Raw genomic sequence first — 20,055 nt, forward strand, 5'->3', positions numbered from 1 at the left:
CAAAAACTGAAAACAAGAGCGAATAGATGAAAAAAGTTGTGATCCCCGTTGCCGGACTCGGCACCCGATTCTTACCTGCTACCAAAGCCATTCCCAAAGAGATGATTACGCTGGTTGACCAGCCCCTGATTCAATATGTTGTCTGCGAAGCGATCTGCGCCGGATTTACCGATATCATTCTCGTCACCCACTCTTCGAAAAACGCTATCGAAAACCACTTCGATCATAATTTTGAATTAATGACGACGCTTGAAAACAAAGGGAAACACTCGCTGATCAACGTCGTTGACAATATTCTGCCAAGCGACGCCAATATCATCTCCATCCGCCAGCCTGCTCCGCTTGGACTTGGGCACGCAATTCTGTGCGCGGAACCGATTATCGGCGATGACGATTTCGCGGTCATTCTGCCGGATGTAATTTTGAATTCGAAATCCTGCGATTTGGCCAAGATGGTGCAGGCCTTCCAGACCAGCCGCAAGAGCCAGATTATGGTTGAGCCGGTGGCTCACGAAGATGTGCATAAATACGGCGTGGTCGACTGCCAGGGGATTGAGATGGATCCGGGCCAGTCGGCCAATATGGTCGGCATGGTCGAAAAACCGAAAAACGAGGAAGCACCATCCAATCTGGCAATTACCGGACGCTATGTTCTCGACAACCGGATTCTCGGTATCCTGCACACAACTCCGAAAGGTGCCGGCGGCGAAGTACAACTGACTGACGCGATCGCGACCCTGATGAAAGAGCGCGGTGCTCAGGCATATCAAAGCGCCAGCAAAAGTTATGATTGCGGCGATAAATTAGGCTACTTGAAAGCAACTGTCGAATTTGCCATGCAACATCCGGAACTCGGTAAAGAGTTCAAGGAATGGCTGGAAACGGAGATTAAATGAAGCAGCTTAAAGCTTACCAACCCCTAAGCGCTCAGGCCGAACAACTCAAACAGACCCACCTCAACAGTCTGTTTGCCGATAACGCGCAACGCTTTGCCCAGTTCCATGTTCAGATGCCGGGCATCATGCTGGATTTTTCCAAGCAGAAGATCACTAAAGAGGTGCTTGACGGACTGGTTTCAATGGCGGAAGAAGCCGATTTGAAACAGTGGATCGAACGCCTCATCAGCGGCGACGAACTGAACCACACCGAAGGCCGCAAAGCCTGGCATACCGCACTGCGCAATGTCAGCAACCCGGTTCAGGAAGTTGCCGAGCAGTGGGATAAGATGGCGTTTATCGTTGAGGAACTCCACCTCCAACAGATGCGCGGTTATTCGGGCAAGGCGATTACCGATGTCGTCAATATCGGTGTCGGCGGCAGCGACCTCGGACCACTGATGATTACCCACGCTCTGGAAATGCAAAAGCTTCCGCAAAGCCCGGCCATCCACTTCGTTTCGACTTTGGATGGCCGTCAGTTGCAATCTCTGCTGGCCAAGCTGAATCCTGAAACCACCCTGTTTATTGTCGCGTCTAAATCTTTCACCACCATTGATACCCTGTCCTTAGCGGAAACGGCAAAGTCATGGATGAAAGCCAACTGTCAAAGTAACTGCCAGTCGCAAAACGCGATTATGCGTCATTTTATCGGTGTTTCAGCCAACCCTGCCAAGATGAGCGAATGGGGAATCCTGCCGCAAATGCAACTGGCCTTCTGGGACTGGGTCGGCGGACGTTTTTCAATGTGGTCCAGTATCGGCCTGACTATCGCGATTCAGCACGGCATGGAAGGTTTTAAAGCAATGCTTGAAGGCGCCCACGCGGTGGATGAGCATTTCCGCAACGCCCCTTTCAAAGAAAACATCCCTGCCTTACTTGGCCTGATCGGCGTGTGGAACACCAACTTCCTTAACCTTGCCGGACAGGCGATTCTACCTTACGACTCGCGTTTGAAGCATTTCGCCGGCTACCTTGAACAGCTGGTAATGGAAAGTAACGGTAAACACACGCAACGCGACGGCACCTTTGTCGATTACCGTACCTGTCCGATCCTGTGGGGTGAAGTCGGGCCGAACGCTCAGCACGCCTTCTATCAGCTGCTGCATCAAGGCACAGAGCGTGTTATGTCCGACTTTATTCTGTTCAAGGAAGGACAGGGAAGCGACGAACGCTCTACTTTCCACCAGAACCTGAATATCGCCAACTGTCTTGCGCAAAGCCGCGCCATGATGGTCGGACAACAAAGTGACGACCCGCACAAACACTACCCTGGAGACCAGGTTTCCAATACCTTGCTGCTCACACGCGTCGATGCCTACCATCTGGGAATGCTGGTCGCGATCTACGAACATAAAGTCTTTACCGAATCGGTCATCTGGAATATCAATCCTTTCGATCAATGGGGGGTTGAACTCGGTAAGAAAATTGCCCTGAGTATCCTCGAATCGATAGATCAACGAGATGCATCCGAACTGGATCAGTCAACACAGGGTATTCTGCAGCAAATCTGGGAACATAAAACATGATTATTAACGTATTTGGCTCAACCATCAGCGCACTGGTTACCGCCGCCTGTCTCGCCGAGACCGGAAATAACGTCACCCTGATCGGTCAAATCCCAAACGAACTGGCCGAACCGGGTCTGAAGAAACTGCTCAAACAACAAATGGAGCTTGAGACCTTGCAGGTCTCAGAAAGCCATCAGGTAAATGCCGATTTTCATATCTTCGCCTATGGCGATGGTGATTGCTCGCAGGCTCTGAAAATAACAGCAAAACTGGCCAAAGAGAAACACGACAATAGCTGTCTGATCATCCGCTCCAATTTCAGTATTCATATCGTTCGCGACATTATCGAAGCGGCGCAAATGCCGATTATCATCAATCCGGACTTTGCTCCGGAAGGTGCGGCAATCGAAGGCTTTCAACGTCCGGATCGGACCATTATCGGTGCGACCAACGGCGATGCAGTCGCAAAATTCCGCCGTTTACTGGCGCCTTTCAACCGTTTCCGCGACACCTTTATCCAAATGACGCCGGAATCGGCAATTTTGACCAAGTACGCGACCAACGTGCTTATCGCGACACGAATCAGCCTGATGAACGAGCTGGCGCTGGTAGCCGAACAGATGAACGCCGATATTGAAGAAGTTCGCCAGGGACTGGGCTCCGATCACCGTATCGGTTTCTCCTATCTGTATTCCGGCGTCGGCTTCGGTGGCGCCTATCTCGAAAGAGACTTGGAGCGCGTGCAGACGCTGATCGACGAATCCGGCTCGAAAGAGAACCTGCTGAAATCGGTCTACAACATCAACCAGCAGCAGAAAGAACTCCTGTTCCGTAAGCTCTGGACACACTACCAGTGCGACCTGGATAAGAAGAAAATCGCCATTTGGGGGGTCAGCTATAAGCCCAACACCAATTCGATCGACGGTGCGCCGAGTCTGGTCATGATTGAAGCCCTTCTGCATCAAGGGTGCGAATTGCATATATTCGATCCCAAACTGGATGATATTTTCCAGAACTGGATGCAGGCGAATCTAAACAGTGAACAGCGTGCACGCATTCATACCCATGCCACTATGTATGACTGTCTCGACCAGGCCGATGCGCTATGCGTTCTGACCGAATGGAAAAACTTCTGGAGTCCGAACTTTACGACCCTCAGGGAAAAAATGGCCGCGCCGGTCATTCTTGACGGTCGTAACCTGTACGATAAAATCTGGCTACAGGAAAACGGCTTCACCTATTTCGGGGTCGGACGTTAGCTCTCCCTCTCAATATTTACTGCAAAGCCCAAAATTATTTTGGGCTTTTTTTCTTTACTCACGGAAAACCTCATGCAAAACCTCAGCTGCTTTAAAGCCTACGATATTCGCGGAGAAGTTCCCGTGGATTTGAATAGCGATCTGGCGTACCAGATCGGGCGCGCCTATGCCAGCGAATTCACCCCGAAAAACGTGGTGGTCGGCCACGACATCCGCCTGGAAAGTCCCGAATTGAGCGCAGCCCTGTGCCGCGGATTGACAGAGAGCGGCGTTGAAGTCTGGCATCTGGGCCTGTGCGGAACCGAAGAAGTTTATTTCGCGACCAGTCACTATCAGGCCGATGGCGGTATCATGATTACCGCCAGCCATAACCCGAAAGGCAATAACGGCATGAAACTGGTTACAACCGGCTCAAAACCGATCAGCAAAGACACCGGTCTGTTGGAGCTGAAGAGACGGGTGCAGGAAAAGGACTTCATTCCCAGAGTCGAACCCGCTGCGCAGATCCTGCCTAAACACGATAAGAACGCCTATATCCGACAGCTGCTGAGTTATATCGATCTTGAGAACATTAAACCTTTCAAAATCGTCGTCAATGCCGGCAACGGTGCAGCCGGGCCGACGTTCGATCTGCTCGCCGAACACCTGCCCTGCGAATTCATCCGCATCAACCACGAAGCGGACGGTAATTTTCCGAACGGCGTCCCCAACCCAATGATCCCGGAAAACCGCAAAGTCACGGCAGATGCAGTGATCGAACACCACGCGGACTTTGCCGTTGCCTGGGATGGCGATTTTGACCGCTGCTTTCTGTTCGATGAAAACGGCGGCTTTATCGAGGGCTATTACCTGATCGGCCTGCTCGCGGAAACCCTGCTCAAAAATCACCCCGGCGCCAAAATCGTCTACGACCCACGTCTGACCTGGAACACGATAGAACAGGTCACCCAGGCCGGAGGGGTTCCGGTGCAGTCGAAAACCGGACACGCTTTTATCAAAGAGCATATGCGCAAAATCGACGCACTGTATGGTGGAGAGATGTCGGCACACCACTATTTCAAAGACTTTTTCTTCTGTGACAGCGGCATGATTCCGTGGCTGCTGATTATGCAGCTGATGAGTCGAAGTGGGAAATCACTGAACCAACTGATCCGTGAACGTGCGGCGGCCTATCCGTGCAGTGGGGAATTGAACTACAAAGTTGAGCACAGCGATAAAATCATCGCCGCGGTCAAAAACCACTATGCCGATCAGAATCCCGAAATTGATCTGACTGACGGCGTTGGCCTGGCGTTCGCCCAATGGCGGCTGAATATCCGCACCTCCAATACCGAACCGTTATTGCGCTTGAATGTAGAAAGCCGTGGCGACCCGCAACTGGTGGCGCAAAAAGTCAAAGAAGTCGAGGCGATAATAGATCAATTTGCATAATGCCGGAATAGCCGAATGGCCAAGCCGATAGCCTCCGCCTGTTGATACGGATACAGCGATCCCTTCATTGGATTTAAGAGGCTACGGCAGCCGACGCATCCAAAGCAATGCGATGGCCAATAGAATAAGCGCTGGCAAAAAAGCGCCCAGCGCGATCGGAAGCTGGTAGACCAGAGCCAGATTACCGATCAGCATATTGACCAGCTGAAAGCCCAGACCGACGACGATTCCGACAAACACCCTCTGCCCTGTACTGATCTGACGCTGAGACCCGAAAATTAACGGAAAAACGATCGCCAGCATCGCGAAAGCGACCAACGGCATTGCCAGCTTACGCCAGAAATCCAGCAGATAAGGCCCTGCATCCAGCTCATTCTGCTGCAGGAATTGAATATAGGCATAGAGATCGACAAGACTCAAATAACGGCTATCCATATCCAGCTTGGCGAGATCATCCGGTGCAAAGGGCAACCCCAGAGGAGTCTGATCAAGTTTCTGGAATTTCAAACGTAACTGGCGCAGACGCTCCGGCTGTAATTGAGCATTATCCTCCAGAAGCACTCGACTCAGATCGTCAGGCAGATCGGTGAACAACAACCCCATGGCCTGGCCCTGCTGCATTTTCCAGCCGCGACGCTCGTCATACACGACTTTCGGACTTGACTGCACTTTCTGTAAACGCCCTTCTTTAAGGTGATACAGAGTAACCTGACGCAACTCTTCGGCGGACACAACCCGCCCGATATGAATATAGCGCTCGCCATCTTTGACCCAGAAACCCTGCGAATTTCCTAAGGAAAGACTCTTATTCAACGCCTCTATACGCATTTTCTGCGCATAGGACTCACTCTGTGGCGCGACATATTCGCCGATCAATGCAATCACTAACCACAGCAGAAACGCGCTTTTGGCGACCGCAAACAAAATACGTCGGATTGACCAGCCAGTCACTCGCAAAACCGTCAGTTCGCCGTGATTGGCTAAAGATCCCAAACCCATTAAAGTCCCGATCAACAGCGCGACCGGAAACAACTCGGAAAAGTAGCCCGGAATTTTCAACGCGACGAACAATGTCGCCTTCGCGAAAGTAAAACTTTCGTTCACCTTACCAAACTGGTACAACGCCTCAAAAAAGCTCAGCAAAGCGACCAGCACCATCAGAACCAAAAGGCTGAAAGAGATAACCGTTTTACCTAGGTAACGTTCCGTAAGATTCATCGCTCCCCCTTATGAACGGATCGCTGATCCGCTGGAGCGGCGGATTTTGAAAATGCAGGAGCCATACGATGTTTCAGCCAACCGAAAACGCCCAATGAGAAAAACAAAAACAGCAGAGGAATCGGCCAAAGCCCGATCGTTGCCGGCCAGTAACCGTCTTCAATTGCATTTCGCCCGGCGATCAACAACTGGTTGAAAAGGATGAAGAATACGATGGCGATAAAGACCTTCGAAAAACGACCCTGGCGCGGGCCGGTTCTGGAAAGTTGAAGGCCGAGCATCCCCAGAACCAAAATCCCCAAAGGAGCGGCTATGCGCCACTGCAGAATGGCCTGTTCTTTGGGGTTTTCGGAATCAAGCAACGTCCATGTAGACAACTCTTCTTTTTCAGGATCACGTCGACTTCCGGTCAGTTCGGGTAGAACGCCTTCAAAAGATTCGAAATACTGCACTTCAAAGGTTTGTTCTGCACGATCCTCAGTCGGTTCGACGCCCAGTGCCAGATTCAGGTTCTGATAACGCCAGCCCTGTTGCAGTCTCAGGATAACCTGATCGTTATGGGTAATGAACTGACCCTTGGGCGCCATTAGAATCAAGTCGTTCTGCTTATCGAGAAATTTGACCCAGACATCTTCCAGAGCACCATCGGCGGCTATCGCCTTGGCATAAAAAACACCTCTGTTTCCGGGTAGCGAATTAAATTTTCCAGGTACCAATGCCGCAACCGGAGAGACAACTTCCTGCTTATCCAGCAACACCCTTTCCTGTGATAAAGCATAGGGTGAAAAATAATGCGTAATCGAAACGCCAAGCAGCGTCAGCGGCAGCAGAAACCACAGCAGCAAACGGCGAAAATAACTCGGCGCAACGCCGCAGGAATTCAGAACCACCATTTCCTGATCCTGATACAGACGGCCGAATGTCAGCATGACCCCGATCATGGTCGCGAGAGGCAGTATCAACTCCAGGACCGTCGGCAGTTTCAACAACAGAACCTGACCGACAACCGCCACCGGCAGTTTGCCTTCCATTGCAATGGCCAGAAGCTTAGTCGCTTCGGCACCAAAAGTGATCAGCAACAGGACAATCAGTACAGCCGAAAAAGACCATAAAAGCTCCTTAAGGAGCATCTTATCGATAATGCGCAAAGTGCCGTTCCATTAAGATGATGAGTTAAGTGATTATTAAGATTATCGCAAACTGCCACTATTATAGCCGCATACTGGCGAAACGATTGGCTGAACCTGCAGAAATCGATTTCAAAGCTGATATTCCGCGTCATTTATGATTCAATAACCCAAAATATCCACAGCCCTTCTCCTGACAAGCTCCGGGCTTGCCATAACTTAAAGGATGAAAGAATCAAGACTATGCAAAAAATTCAATTTTCCGCAACCGCCAGCTCAACTCTAAATCATTTTGACAGCCTGATCGTCGCGGTAGATGCCGACGGCAATCTAATCAGCAACGATTTGACAGATAAGATCCAGATTCAGAACCTGATCAGCCAACTGCACCAGAGCGGTGACTTCACTGGTAAAACCGGCAGCTGCCTGATGTTGAGTATGCCAAAGGATGTGGACGTGCAAAGACTTTTCCTGGTTGGATTGGGAGACACTGACAAGCTGAGCGACAAAGCTTATCTTGGCGCGCTACAGAACGCTGCCAAACAGGTATTAGCCAGCGGCTGCGACCAACTTCTTAACGGCTTGGCCGAAGTCGCCCCCAAAGGACGCAACAGCGATTGGTCGGCACGCCAGAACGCTCTGATCTTTCAGAAAAGCTTCTACCAGTACACTCACCCGAGCCGCGGAACTTTCAGTAATGAAACGCCGAAACTGAATGCCATGAGCTTTACCGTTAACGCGGCTCAGGAATCCCTTTCTCTGGCGCAGGCAACTGCACTCGGTATGGAATTAACCCAGGATTTGGCGAATATGCCGCCAAACTATTGCACACCTTCCTATCTGGCGCAAACGGCACAAGAACTGGCCAATACCTATGGCTTTAAAGCGCATATTCTGGAAAGAGAGCAGATGCAGGAAATGGGCATGGGCTCGTTTATGGCTGTCGCACAGGGAAGCGCAACTCCGCCGAAGATGATCTGCATTGAATACAATGGCGGCGGCGATGAAGCACCGATCGCACTGGTCGGTAAAGGGGTCACCTTCGACACCGGCGGTATTTCGCTTAAACCGGGGGAATCCATGGACGAAATGAAGTACGACATGGGCGGTGCCGCAACCGTTCTGGGTGTCTTTAAAGCACTTGGCGAGTTGAAGCCGAAAATCAATGTCGTCGCGGTCATTCCTTCCACCGAAAACATGCCGGGCGGAAAAGCGGCGAAACCGGGCGATGTCGTCACTTCACTTTCCGGACAGACTATCGAAATACTCAATACCGATGCCGAAGGTCGTCTGATTCTGTGCGATGCACTGACTTATGCCCAGCAGACATACAAACCGTCTAAAGTGATTGATATGGCGACTTTGACCGGTGCCTGCATTATCGCTCTGGGCAACCACGTTTCCGGTATTCTCGGTAACGACCAGAGTCTGGTCGATCAGATCCGTGCCGCCGGTGAAGAAACTTACGACCGTCTATGGCAGCTGCCGCTTGGCGAAGAGTGGGACGAACAGCTTAAATCGAATTTTGCCGATATGGCGAATATCGGCGGACGCGCAGGCGGCACCATTACCGCCGCACAGTTCCTGGCTCGTTTCACCAAAGAAGTCCCTTGGGCGCATCTGGACATCGCTGGGACCGCCTGGGTCAGCGGCAAGGACAAAGGCGCCAGCGGCCGTCCGGTTCCGGCCATGATCGAGTTCCTGAACCAGCAGGCAAAAAGCTGATCAACGATGAGCGAAGATCATCAGAAGACCCCACAGGAAAACGTCGAAAACGAGGCGGCTCGGGATGTGCTGTTTTATATCTTGAACAGCACAGACCAGCAGAGCCGAGACCGGTTTCTGTGCCAACTGCTTAATAAGATTTATCGGCAGGGACGTCAATGTGATGTGCGTTTTGCTTCCGAGCAGGATGCGCGTCGCTTTGAACTGACGTTATGGAACTGGAAAGCGACCAGCTTTATTCCGCATTCGGTGATGCATGAAATGGCGGCACCGATTCAGCTTTTCGGCGAACGCCTGTCCAAAAAAAGTAAGGACGTTCTGATCAATCTTCACCCGGATTTTTGCGAGGATTACTCGGATTACCAACGAACTATCGAAATCGTTGACCAATCCGAATTCCTGGTTCAGAAAGGCAGGGTGCGCTGGAAAGACTACCAGCAGAGACAGTTGACACCGACCGTACACAAGATTGGCTTCGACTAACGGCGCTTTACATATACAAAACATGATTTAGCACATCTCAAAAAGCAATAGTTCACTCTTAAACTAGGCTTTAAAACCCCCATTAACTATAATTGATTGCATCTTTTACCAATCGCCCCGGGGTATGTTTATGGATATTACCAGCCTGTTGACTTTCAGCGTCGAGCAAGGCGCTTCCGACCTTCACCTCTCATCGGGTCAACCGCCGATTCTGCGAATCAATGGCGACATCACCCGTATCGATGCGCCCGACTTCGAAGCCGAGCAACTGCAGATCCTGATCTATGACATTATGACCGATGCGCAAAGACGGCATTTCGAAGCGGAACTGGAAGCCGATTTCTCGTTCGCAATCCCCAAACTGGCGCGTTTTCGTGTCAACGTTTTTATGCAGAACCGCGGTATCGGCGCCGCATTCCGTACTATCCCGAGCGACATCCTGACCCTGGAAGAACTCAAAGCGCCGCCGATTTTCAAAGACATTTCCAGTTTCCCGCGAGGCATCGTACTGGTAACCGGACCGACCGGTTCCGGTAAATCGACCACTCTGGCGGCGATGATCGATTTCGTTAATAAAAACTTTGCCTCGCATATCCTGACGATCGAAGACCCGATCGAATTCGTACACCAGCCCATTATGAGTTTGATCAACCAGCGTGAGGTTCACCGAGATACCAAGAGCTTCAGCAATTCACTGCGTTCCGCGCTGCGTGAAGACCCGGATGTCATTCTGGTCGGGGAAATGCGTGATCTGGAAACCATTCGTCTTGCCTTGACGGCAGCGGAAACCGGACACTTGGTATTCGGGACCCTGCACACCAGTTCGGCAGCGAAAACCATTGACCGTATTATCGATGTGTTTCCGGCTGCAGAAAAAGAAATGGTGCGCTCAATGCTGTCGGAATCCCTGCGAGCGGTTATCTCGCAAACCCTGCTTAAGAACACTTCCGGTGGCCGTGTCGCTGCTCACGAAATCATGCTCGCAACCAGCGCCATCCGAAACCTGATCCGTGAAGCGAAAATTCCGCAGATGTACTCGGTTATCCAGACCTCGAACCAACTGGGCATGCAGACACTGGATCAGGATTTGAAACGCCTGATGGAAAGCGGCATCGTCACCCGTGAAACGGCCCGCTCCAAAGCGGTCAACAAACAAAACTTCAGCTAATCCCCGTCGTCAGACGAGGAGCGCCAGAGACAAGGAATTTTTACTATGAGCGAACAGGAACTGACCGATTTTCAAAAACTTCTGGTTCACTTTACCGAACAGAACGGTTCCGACGTATTTGTAACCGCCGGTCGACCGATTGTCATGAAAAAAGACGGTGGACTGGTTAATCTGACCAAAGACATCGTCACTCAGGATATGGCTCGCGAACTCTGTTACGAGATCATGAACCATGATCAGCTGACAACTTTTCAGACCACTTCGGAAGCCAACTTCGCCTACCGTATTTCCGGTCGCGCCCGCTATCGTGTTAACGTTTTCGTGCAGCGCGGTACTCCGGGAATGGTCATCCGTTCGGTACATACTGAAATCCCTGATTTTCACTCCCTGAACCTGCCGCCGGTTCTTAGAGAACTGGTTTTGAAAAAACGCGGACTGATTCTGATCGTCGGTGGAACCGGTTCCGGTAAATCAACCACTCTGGCCAGTATGATCGGGGTACGCAACCATGAAACTCAGGGGCATATCATTACCATTGAGGATCCGATCGAATTTATCCACCGTCATGCCGGATGCATCGTGACGCAGCGCGAGGTCGGCGTCGATACGGACTCATACGAAAACGCTCTGAAAAACACCCTGCGTCAGGCGCCGGACGTCATTCTGATCGGGGAGATTCGCGCCAGGGAAACCATGGAACATGCGATCGCTTTCGCCGAAACCGGACACTTGTGTTTATCGACACTGCACGCCAACAACACCAACCAGGCACTGGACCGGATTATCAACTTCTTCCCGGTTACCCATAAAAACCATCTTTTACTCGATCTTTCTTTGAACTTACGTGCTATCATCTCGCAGCGACTTATCCCTAAGATCGGCGGGGGAATGATCGCGGCGGTAGAAGTTCTGATCAACTCGCCGCGCATCGCCGAACTGATTCTTCAGGGAAGTGTCAGTGAAATCAAAGAGATTATGGCCAAGTCGACGGCTCAGGGAATGCAGACCTTTGACCAGCATCTGTTCGAACTTTACGAGACCGGACAGATCAGCTACGAAGAAGCGCTGAGAAATGCCGATGCCATGAATGATCTGCGCCTGAACATCAAACTTAACAGTAAGCGCCCGCCACCAATGGCAATGGGAGATACCTCCGAAGAACAGGGCTTTACCTTAAGAGAAACCAGTACGGAATGATCTTTTCAAAAACAAAAAAAATAATTAACCAATCGCTTCTACTCGGAATGGCCGGTCTCTGCCTGGGGCTGGCAACCACTTCCGCTCATGCTTTAAGCGGGACTCAAACTTCAATCGACGGCTACTGTAAAGAATGGGCCGAAAAACTGCGCACGATTCAATACCAGGGCTGCAAGGAATTAGATCTGCAGGTCGCCGATCAACGCAGTTTTGAAAAACGTCTGCTTACTTATAAAGAGTTCGTGCCTCTAAACAGCGATCCCGACAAAGAAACCCCAGCGCTTCCGAAAGGGAAAATCCTTTTTATCAGCGGTATTCATGGCGACGAATATTCGGCGATCAGTATCACCTACCTGTGGATGCAGGCGATGCTCAATAATCGGGAATCGACGCAACACCATTGGCTTTTCCTGCCGATCGCCAACCCGGACGGACTTTTCCGCAGCGATCCGGCCACCCGTGTCAACGCCCGCGGAGTGGATCTGAACCGCAACTTCCCGACACCGGATTGGGATGACGCCGCCCTGAACTTCTGGAAGCAGTACTACCGTAAAAATAAACGCCGTTATCCCGGCCCAACAGCGGCTTCTGAAGTGGAAACGCGCTGGCTGGTCGATACCATCAAACGCTTCCAACCGGACGCAATTATCTCGATTCACGCGCCTTACGGTCTTTTGGACTACGATGGTCCGGAACATGCAACACCAACCAAGATCGGCATCCTGACCCATCGTGAGCTTGGGACCTATCCGGGATCCTTGGGGCGCTATGCCGGCGAGTTTCTAAAGATTCCGGTTCTGACGCTTGAATTGCGCTCGGCCGGCAGTATGCCGAAAGAAGAAGATATCGTACAGATGTGGCAGGATATCGAACAGTGGTCCAACGAAAAGATTGAGCATCAGGAAAAGGATTTCTAAATTACTGCTTGGCTCTCTTGCAACCAATAAAAAAGGCCGTTATTGCAACGGCCTTTTTTATTACTGAACGATGTATCCCGACTAACGACGGAAGACATATTTGATTTCATTGTTTTCAGTGTCTTGAAGCACCACTTTCCAATCCCCTTCCATATCCCGGCGCCAGAACTGGTGCACCATCTTATCCTCCTCCTTGGCAGGATAAGTCACATAGAACAGGTCTTTTTCGTTCGGATAAAGGTAAACACTAACCTGCGACCAATCGACTTCCGGCTGATTGTCGCCCAACCATGCCCGAACCTCTTTAACCAGATACTTGGAATCCAGACTGAAATTCAGGTTTTCGCTCTCCTCGTCGACGATCAGAATCGGCGTACTCAGCGGCAGCTTGTATTCGGATAGCAGTTTCTGCATGGCGCTGTTATTCAGAACCACACAGCCCCGACTTGAACGCGGTGCACGAGTATAAGTATTACGCGGAACGCCATGCAACCAGATACCGGAACCGGTTTTACCCAGAGACTGATCCCATTTATTCGGATAATTCAGCGGTAGAGCGCCAACACCGTACAGATCCGGCAACTTGTCATCTGAAATCATATCAACGACATGATATACCCCGATCGGAGTACGCTGATCACCTTCACGCTGTTTACCGGCACCTTTCGCACCGATGGTGACATAGTAGTCAGCCAACTGCTCAATCTGCTGTTTTGCGTTGCGCCCGAACAGATACAGGCGGCTCTCTTGCAAATTGACAATGACAATATTTTTTTGTGGCCCGGCCTTAAGCACATAATGATCAAAACCGGAGTTTTGCTGCAGCGCACCTTGGGCAAATTCCCAGCGCACCTTGGCTTCGTCTTCCAGCTTGCTGATTTCGTCTTTATGCGCCTTGCGATAGGCATCGATCATACTCGGCTGCCCCGCTTTCAGAGCCAGCAGATCCGCTTTGACCAACTGCACCAGTTTGTAAGTGGGATGCTCTTCGCTGAGCTGATCAAAAGTATTCAATGCCTGTTCAAACGACAGGGACTGCATGGATTGCAACCCGGACAGTAGTTTCTGCTCAACCTGTAAAACTTCGTCAGCCTGCGCCACCTGAAGGGAGGCCGCCAGAGACAAAGCGAAAACAAGTTTAGTTTTTCTTAGCATAAACTACTTCCTCTTGAATGATCTTCCAGTCGCCGCGATCTTTTTTCCATAACAGCACTTTATGGATTGTATCCTGAAAGCGGTCAGACTTGTAGCGCTGTCTGAAATCCACTCTGACTAATTCACTTGTGATTTCAATTGCTTGAACATCATCCAGATACACTTTAATGAATTCCGGATTGCGCAGACTGCGGTGACGACTGCGTTCCCAGGCTTCATAATCCATACCGTTTTTGGGCATGAACTGACGATCGTCGTAGAAACTCAGATAACGATCAACATCCTGGCTGGCCCATGCCTGACGCCAGCCCTCCACCAGACCGGTCACCTCAAATGCGGCTTCGCTGAAGCGGTTCTCGGGCGCGCCCTTCTTATCCTGACGAGTGTTTTCCGTTTTCGCCAATCTGTTTAGATCAATGACCAGCCAATCGCCCTTCGGCTCTTTGAGTTTGCTTTTTTCAAAAACACGGTTATAGGCCTTCTGTGCCTGATAAGCGTATATTTGATTTAAATTATCCAGTGTTTTGGCAACCTGTTGATCGGCCTGCAAAGCGGCGTCAAGGCGTTTTTGCGCCTGATCGTACTTCTTCTGACGCATAAGCACCACCGCCAGATTGTTTTCCAAGGCTCGCTTTAATTCCGGCGCATTAGAGGGATTCTGACTAAGCTGGTTCCAAATCTTATAGGCTTTTTTCAAGTCATCACGTTGCGCGGCGACCCACCCTTCCTTAAACGCCTGCGCCTGCTGTTTCGGCGTCAGAAAAGACTCCTGAGCGGCTGCATGAGCGGCGCTTAGCGGCAAGGCGGACGCGACTGCAAACGCGAGCACAAAAGACGTTTTCCGAATGTATTGATATGACTTTCGACAAGACTTTTTATATGCCGACAAGAAACCGTTATCCATTTCTATCCCAAAGTAAAAAATTTCCATCAAGCGGGCTATTCTAGCCTAAATCTCCAACTCCGACCATGCTCGATTTAAGAGATTTAATCTGATCACGCAGACCGGCGGCCGTTTCGAAATCGAGATCTTTGGCCGCCTGATACATTTTTTTCTCTAACTTCTTGATATGGCTCGCAATCTGTGCCGGGGTCATCTGCTCTTCTGCATGATAATCCGAACTGCTTTCCGCCACTTTTGCCGTACTGCTCCGGCTGGTGGATTTGGCGGCGTAAGGCGATCCTTCAAGGATATCGGATACTTTCTTGTTCAACGGCTGCGGCGTGATCCCTCGCTCTTCGTTATAACGGATCTGCTTTGCACGACGCCGTTCGGTCTCGTCCATCGCCGCTTTCATCGAACGGGTAATTTTATCGGCATACAGAATCGCCTTACCATCGACATTTCGCGCCGCACGCCCGATTGTCTGTATCAGCGAGCGCTCGGAGCGCAGGAAACCTTCCTTATCGGCATCCAGAATTGCCACCAGTGCCACCTCGGGAATATCCAGCCCTTCTCGCAGCAGGTTAATCCCGACCAGAACGTCGAATTCTCCGAGACGCAGATCGCGAATGATCTCAATCCGCTCAACCGTATCGATATCCGAATGCATATAGCGCACCCGAACATTGTGGTCCTCAAGGTATTCGGTCAGGTTTTCTGCCATCCGCTTGGTCAAAACGGTCACCAGAATGCGCTGTCCTTTTTCCGCGCGGACTTTGATTTCACCCAGCAGATCATCAACCTGAGTCAACGCCGGACGCACTTCCAGCTCCGGATCAACCAGACCGGTCGGCCGCACTACCTGCTCGATAATCGTATCGGTATGCTCGCCTTCATAGGTTCCCGGCGTCGCAGAAACAAAAATGGTCTGCGGCATGAGTCGCTCGAACTCCTCGAACTTCAACGGGCGGTTATCCATCGCCGACGGCAGACGGAAACCATAGGTCACCAGATTCTCCTTACGAGATCGGTCTCCCTTGTACATCCCGCCGATCTGAGGAATGGTGACGTGACTTTCATCAATGACCATCAAGGCGTTTTTGGGCAGATAATCCATCAGAGTCGGCGGCGGTTCGCCCGGCCCTCTTCCGGAAAGATAACGCGAGTAGTTCTCGATCCCCTGACAGTATCCGAGTTCCATCATCATTTCGATATCCAGTTTGGTGCGCTCTTCGAGACGTTGGGCTTCGACCAGCTTGCCCATTTCGCGCAACTGGCTCAGACGCTCTTTAAGCTCGACCTTAACCTGCTCGATCATTTCCAATACGCGCTCGCGCGGCGTAACATAGTGGGTTTTCGGGTAGATTGTGACGCGACTCGGCTTACTGAGCGTTTCACCGGTTAAAGGATCAAACCAAACAATCTGCTCAACTTCATCGTCAAACAGCTCAATACGTACCGCATACTCTTCCGCTTCAGCCGGAAAGATATCAATCACGTCGCCGCGAACACGGAAAGTACCACGCCACAGTTCGATATCGTTGCGGGTGTATTGCATGGAGGTCAGACGCTGCAGAATATCTCGCTGAGAAATTTCATCGCCGAGACGCAACTGCAGAATCATCTTCAAATACATTTCCGGGTCACCAAGACCATAGATGGCCGAGACTGTCGCGATCAAAATAACGTCCTGACGTTCCATCAATGCTTTGGTTGCCGACAAACGCAACTGTTCTATCTGCTCGTTGACCGATGAGTCCTTGGCGATATAGGTGTCAGAAGCAGGGACATAAGCTTCCGGCTGGTAATAGTCATAATAGGAGACGAAATATTCCACAGCATTGTTGGGGAAAAAGCTTTTCATCTCGCCGTATAACTGGGCGGCCAGCGTTTTGTTATGCGCCAGAATAATGGTCGGGCGCTGAACTTGAGAAACCACATTGGCAACGGTAAACGTTTTACCGGAGCCGGTTACCCCAAGCAAAGTCTGATACGCTTCGCCATGCTGCAAACCTTCAACCAGTTGCTGAATCGCTGTCGGCTGATCGCCGTTCGGGGCGTAGGATGAGACTAATTCAAATTTCTTAGCAGTTTTCGCCACAATTATTCCTTTTTAACTACCCCTAAATCCAGTAAAATGCCCAGTAATATTTTTGTAATAGAGCAATGATTTTACGCCCCTTCCCGACAGGGCATCTCGAAAAACCCATTGTAGGAATTTTTATGGGTTTTGATCCCGCACTTTAAAGAGGAAAGCCGAGTCTTTCGCAAAGACTTGAACACAGCAACTCTAATCGATCCTACCGGAAGAGCTCCGGAGCAGATCAGGGACTTTTCGAGATCGCCTCTTTTACCCTTCCGGCGTGCGTATTATACAAGCTCGAGAATTTGTGGAGAACAACAATACAATGGCCCTTCTATCCGATCGCGTGAATCGAGTAAAGCCTTCTCTTACTCTTGTTATTACCGCTAAAGCCGGCGAAATGAAACGTGCCGGCAAAGACATTATCAGTCTCGGTGCAGGAGAGCCTGACTTCGATACGCCGGATCATATTAAAGCCGCGGGGATTGCCGCCATTGAAAACGGAGAAACCCGTTATACCGCGGTGGACGGAACTGCCGACCTGAAAGAAGCGATTCAGGCTAAATTCAAGCGCGATAACAATCTGGAGTATGCAGCCAACCAGATTCTGGTCTCCTCCGGCGGAAAGCAAAGTTTCTATAATCTATGCCAAGCCGTCCTGAATGACGGCGACGAAGTAATCATTCCGGCGCCTTACTGGGTTTCCTATCCGGACATGGCATTGCTGGCAGGCGGTGAACCGGTCATTATCCACGCCGGTATTGAACAGGGCTTTAAAGTTACCGCCGAACAGATTGAAGCCGCCATTACCCCGAAAACCAAACTGCTGGTGCTGAACAGCCCGTCCAACCCGACCGGTGCCGTCTACAGTGCTGACGAGTTGAAGGCGATCGGTGATGTATTGGCCAAGCATCCGCAGATCCTGATTGCATCGGACGACATGTATGAACACATCATGCTCAGCGACAAAACTTTTACCAATATCCTCGAAGTGTCGCCGGAACTGTATGAGCGTACCATCGTCATGAACGGTGTTTCCAAAGCCTACTCCATGACCGGCTGGCGTATCGGTTATGCCGGAGGCCCGGTGGATATTATTGCGGCAATGCGCAAAGTTCAATCGCAAAGCACATCGAACCCTTGTTCTATTTCGCAAGCGGCCTCGGTCGAAGCGCTGAACGGCCCTCAGGATTGTATTCAGACAATGCTGGTGGAGTTCAAGAAACGCCACGAATATGTCGTCGAGCGCGTTAACCGCATTCCGGGCTTTAAATGCTTGCATGCCGACGGTGCTTTCTATGCATTTATGGATATCTCAGAAGCCATGAAAATGAAAGGTTTTGCAACGGATGCCGACTTCGCCACCGCCATTCTGGAAGAAAAACTGGTTGCCGCGGTTCCGGGTTCCGGCTTCGGCAGCGAAGGTCACTTGCGAATCTCTTTTGCAACCAGCATGGAAAACCTGGTCGCCGCTCTGGATCGCATCGAGGCCTATATGCAGGCTTAACAGTTAATTCGATCCTTAAATAAAAAGCCGCCTTTGTGGCGGTTTTTTTATTGTGCTTCGAACGGCTGGCTCTCCAGATTTAAACTGCGAACTTCCTGAGCGGAAAACCTCTGTCGAATGTAAACTGCAAAACGTGGCAGACCATGCCGAGTCAAACCACTATACTTAAATGTAACCATCGCGCCAACTTCAGGAGGATCCATGCGCTCTCGATCACTCAGCCCTGAACCGAGATAAATAATCGTCTGCGAAGAAACCGGTAACTCGGGGAACAGGCGAGACTTCTGGTGATTCAGCAAAGCACACGACAAAGAACCGACCTTACCCTGCAACCGCCCTTTACCCGGCCTATAGCCGACAACAATACATTCTGCATCACTGTATGGCTTTACTTTAACCACACTTTCTAATCGACCCGTCTGATACTCTAAAACCCCATTACGGAGAATAACCCCTTCCCCTCCTGCGTCCACGATTTTTCGGAAGTACGACCTTAGCTGTCTGGAGGAACTGATTCGATACTGCTCAACCGGCTTCAGATATTTAGACGGATACGCCCGCAGATAATCTTTAAGTATAGACATCCTTGCCATAAGCCCTCCCGCCTGATTTGGAACCTCAAACACTCGGTAGGTCACAGCTCGCCAACCCTCCTCCCATTGCCTACTGTCGACTGAAGAGCGAATCAATCCACTAATAAACGAAAAATGACCTGTCGCACTCCATAATTCGCCGTCCAGCGCAAAAGAGGGAAACGCATCGGTAAACCAGACCGGAGCAGAGATCCGGTTTCCTTGCCGGGTCAACAAATCTGTTCCATTCCAGTAGGCCCGGACGCCATCATACTTACGGCTTAAAAACCACTCGTCCGCTCCGTCTGCGGAAACTTCTATCAAACGGCCTGCTTCCGATAAAGACAATGACGTCGGCAAAAATAATTCCGGTCTGGTCGCTATTTCCGCACTGGCGACACCACTCGACATGCAACCGGAGAAGGTTACAAAAAAGCCCAGCAGGGCCGGGCTTAGCGTAAGCGATCTCATATGTTTCAATCCGTTAATCCTCGAAGCGTAAATCTTCACGGATTTTCTCCAGCGTTTTAACACCAATTCCTTTGACACTCAGCAGATCCTCCGGCTGCTTGCATTGAACTTCCTGGCAGTACTCCACAATTCTCTGGGCTTTGACGCTACCGATGCCATTCAATGCCTGAGCAACTTCTTCACCGGAAGCGGTATTCACATTGACCGGACTGGCATAAACAAAATGACTGAAAACCAACATAGACAACAATAAAAAAATTCTCATTAGACCCTCCTAAAACAACAATTATCTACATGCATATACAACACTATATACATACGCATTTTATACACATAAACCCTGCAGATTTACAAACAGTATTTTTTATACAACGCAACAAATATACTTATTAAAATGTATTTTTATTAACGAT

General features: G+C 50.5%; 17 protein-coding genes. 10 read left to right on the forward strand and 7 right to left on the reverse strand.

Translation table 11 applies throughout. From position 1 onward, the window contains the following. Positions 1–26: 26 nt before the first annotated feature. The 4 genes from galU to J3999_RS00800 all read left to right on the forward strand — a co-directional run bounded on the left by galU (position 27) and on the right by J3999_RS00800 (position 5,136). Positions 27–896 carry a UTP--glucose-1-phosphate uridylyltransferase GalU gene (gene galU / locus J3999_RS00785; protein WP_208126008.1) on the forward strand — a complete coding sequence of 290 codons (870 nt, stop codon included), beginning with the start codon at positions 27–29 and terminating at the stop codon, positions 894–896. After that, entirely contained in the window at positions 893–2,464 is a 1,572-nt protein-coding gene (pgi, locus tag J3999_RS00790; RefSeq protein ID WP_208126010.1) for a glucose-6-phosphate isomerase, read from the forward strand. The genes galU and pgi overlap by 4 nt, the downstream gene beginning before the upstream one ends. Next, the gene (locus J3999_RS00795; protein WP_208126012.1) at positions 2,461–3,705 is read left to right on the forward strand and encodes a nucleotide sugar dehydrogenase; all 1,245 of its coding nucleotides are present in this window, start codon (positions 2,461–2,463) and stop codon (positions 3,703–3,705) included. Before pgi ends, J3999_RS00795 begins: the two co-directional genes overlap by 4 nt. A gap of 72 nt (positions 3,706–3,777) precedes the next feature. Further along, positions 3,778–5,136, forward strand: coding sequence for a phosphomannomutase (locus tag J3999_RS00800; protein ID WP_208126014.1), 1,359 nt, complete (start codon positions 3,778–3,780; stop codon positions 5,134–5,136). Positions 5,137–5,217: 81 nt separating this feature from the next. On the opposite strand, the gene lptG is transcribed toward J3999_RS00800, so the two are convergent. Together lptG and lptF are read right to left on the reverse strand one after the other, a co-directional pair. Continuing rightward, positions 5,218–6,354, reverse strand: coding sequence for an LPS export ABC transporter permease LptG (lptG, locus tag J3999_RS00805; protein WP_208126016.1), 1,137 nt, complete (start codon positions 6,352–6,354; stop codon positions 5,218–5,220). Further along, positions 6,351–7,502, reverse strand: coding sequence for an LPS export ABC transporter permease LptF (gene lptF, locus J3999_RS00810; RefSeq protein WP_208126017.1), 1,152 nt, complete (start codon positions 7,500–7,502; stop codon positions 6,351–6,353). The genes lptG and lptF overlap by 4 nt, the downstream gene beginning before the upstream one ends. 222 nt (positions 7,503–7,724) lie before the next feature. Between lptF and J3999_RS00815 the strand changes: the two genes are divergently transcribed. The 5 genes from J3999_RS00815 (at position 7,725) to J3999_RS00835 (ending at position 12,971) form a co-directional block, all read left to right on the forward strand. Continuing rightward, a complete protein-coding gene (locus J3999_RS00815) occupies positions 7,725–9,206 on the forward strand; it encodes a leucyl aminopeptidase (protein WP_208126018.1) in 1,482 nt (493 codons plus the stop codon). 6 nt (positions 9,207–9,212) lie between these two features. After that, complete coding sequence (locus J3999_RS00820) at positions 9,213–9,689, forward strand: DNA polymerase III subunit chi (protein WP_208126019.1); 477 nt, start codon at positions 9,213–9,215, stop codon at positions 9,687–9,689. A gap of 130 nt (positions 9,690–9,819) precedes the next feature. After that, positions 9,820–10,857, forward strand: coding sequence for a type IV pilus twitching motility protein PilT (locus tag J3999_RS00825; RefSeq protein ID WP_173285980.1), 1,038 nt, complete (start codon positions 9,820–9,822; stop codon positions 10,855–10,857). A 45-nt stretch (positions 10,858–10,902) separates the two neighbouring features. Continuing rightward, positions 10,903–12,054 (forward strand): PilT/PilU family type 4a pilus ATPase, encoded by a 1,152-nt coding sequence (locus tag J3999_RS00830; RefSeq protein WP_173285982.1) that lies wholly within the window; start codon positions 10,903–10,905, stop codon positions 12,052–12,054. Positions 12,055–12,101: 47 nt separating this feature from the next. Next, complete coding sequence (locus J3999_RS00835) at positions 12,102–12,971, forward strand: M14 family zinc carboxypeptidase (RefSeq protein WP_243755218.1); 870 nt, start codon at positions 12,102–12,104, stop codon at positions 12,969–12,971. Positions 12,972–13,052: 81 nt separating this feature from the next. Here J3999_RS00835 and J3999_RS00840 read toward each other — a convergent pair whose 3' ends face one another. The 3 genes from J3999_RS00840 to uvrB form a co-directional block, all read right to left on the reverse strand. Further along, the gene (locus J3999_RS00840; protein ID WP_208126021.1) at positions 13,053–14,126 is read right to left on the reverse strand and encodes a murein L,D-transpeptidase family protein; all 1,074 of its coding nucleotides are present in this window, start codon (positions 14,124–14,126) and stop codon (positions 13,053–13,055) included. Further along, positions 14,110–14,955 (reverse strand): hypothetical protein, encoded by an 846-nt coding sequence (locus J3999_RS00845; protein ID WP_208126022.1) that lies wholly within the window; start codon positions 14,953–14,955, stop codon positions 14,110–14,112. The genes J3999_RS00840 and J3999_RS00845 overlap by 17 nt, the downstream gene beginning before the upstream one ends. Before the next feature lie 115 nt (positions 14,956–15,070). After that, complete coding sequence (gene uvrB / locus J3999_RS00850) at positions 15,071–17,110, reverse strand: excinuclease ABC subunit UvrB (protein WP_208126023.1); 2,040 nt, start codon at positions 17,108–17,110, stop codon at positions 15,071–15,073. A 307-nt stretch (positions 17,111–17,417) separates the two neighbouring features. Between uvrB and J3999_RS00855 the strand changes: the two genes are divergently transcribed. After that, complete coding sequence (locus J3999_RS00855; RefSeq protein ID WP_208126025.1) at positions 17,418–18,599, forward strand: pyridoxal phosphate-dependent aminotransferase; 1,182 nt, start codon at positions 17,418–17,420, stop codon at positions 18,597–18,599. Between the two features lie 47 nt (positions 18,600–18,646). On the opposite strand, the gene J3999_RS00860 is transcribed toward J3999_RS00855, so the two are convergent. Together J3999_RS00860 and J3999_RS00865 are read right to left on the reverse strand one after the other, a co-directional pair. After that, positions 18,647–19,642: a DNA ligase gene (locus J3999_RS00860; protein WP_208126027.1), complete on the reverse strand. Its 996-nt coding sequence runs from the start codon at positions 19,640–19,642 to the stop codon at positions 18,647–18,649. Between the two features lie 13 nt (positions 19,643–19,655). Next, positions 19,656–19,907 (reverse strand): helix-hairpin-helix domain-containing protein, encoded by a 252-nt coding sequence (locus tag J3999_RS00865; RefSeq protein ID WP_243755220.1) that lies wholly within the window; start codon positions 19,905–19,907, stop codon positions 19,656–19,658. Positions 19,908–20,055: the final 148 nt, after the last annotated feature.

The sequence above is a fragment of the Thiomicrorhabdus sp. 6S3-12 genome (assembly GCF_017571475.1).
In the GTDB taxonomy this organism is placed as follows: domain Bacteria; phylum Pseudomonadota; class Gammaproteobacteria; order Thiomicrospirales; family Thiomicrospiraceae; genus Thiomicrorhabdus.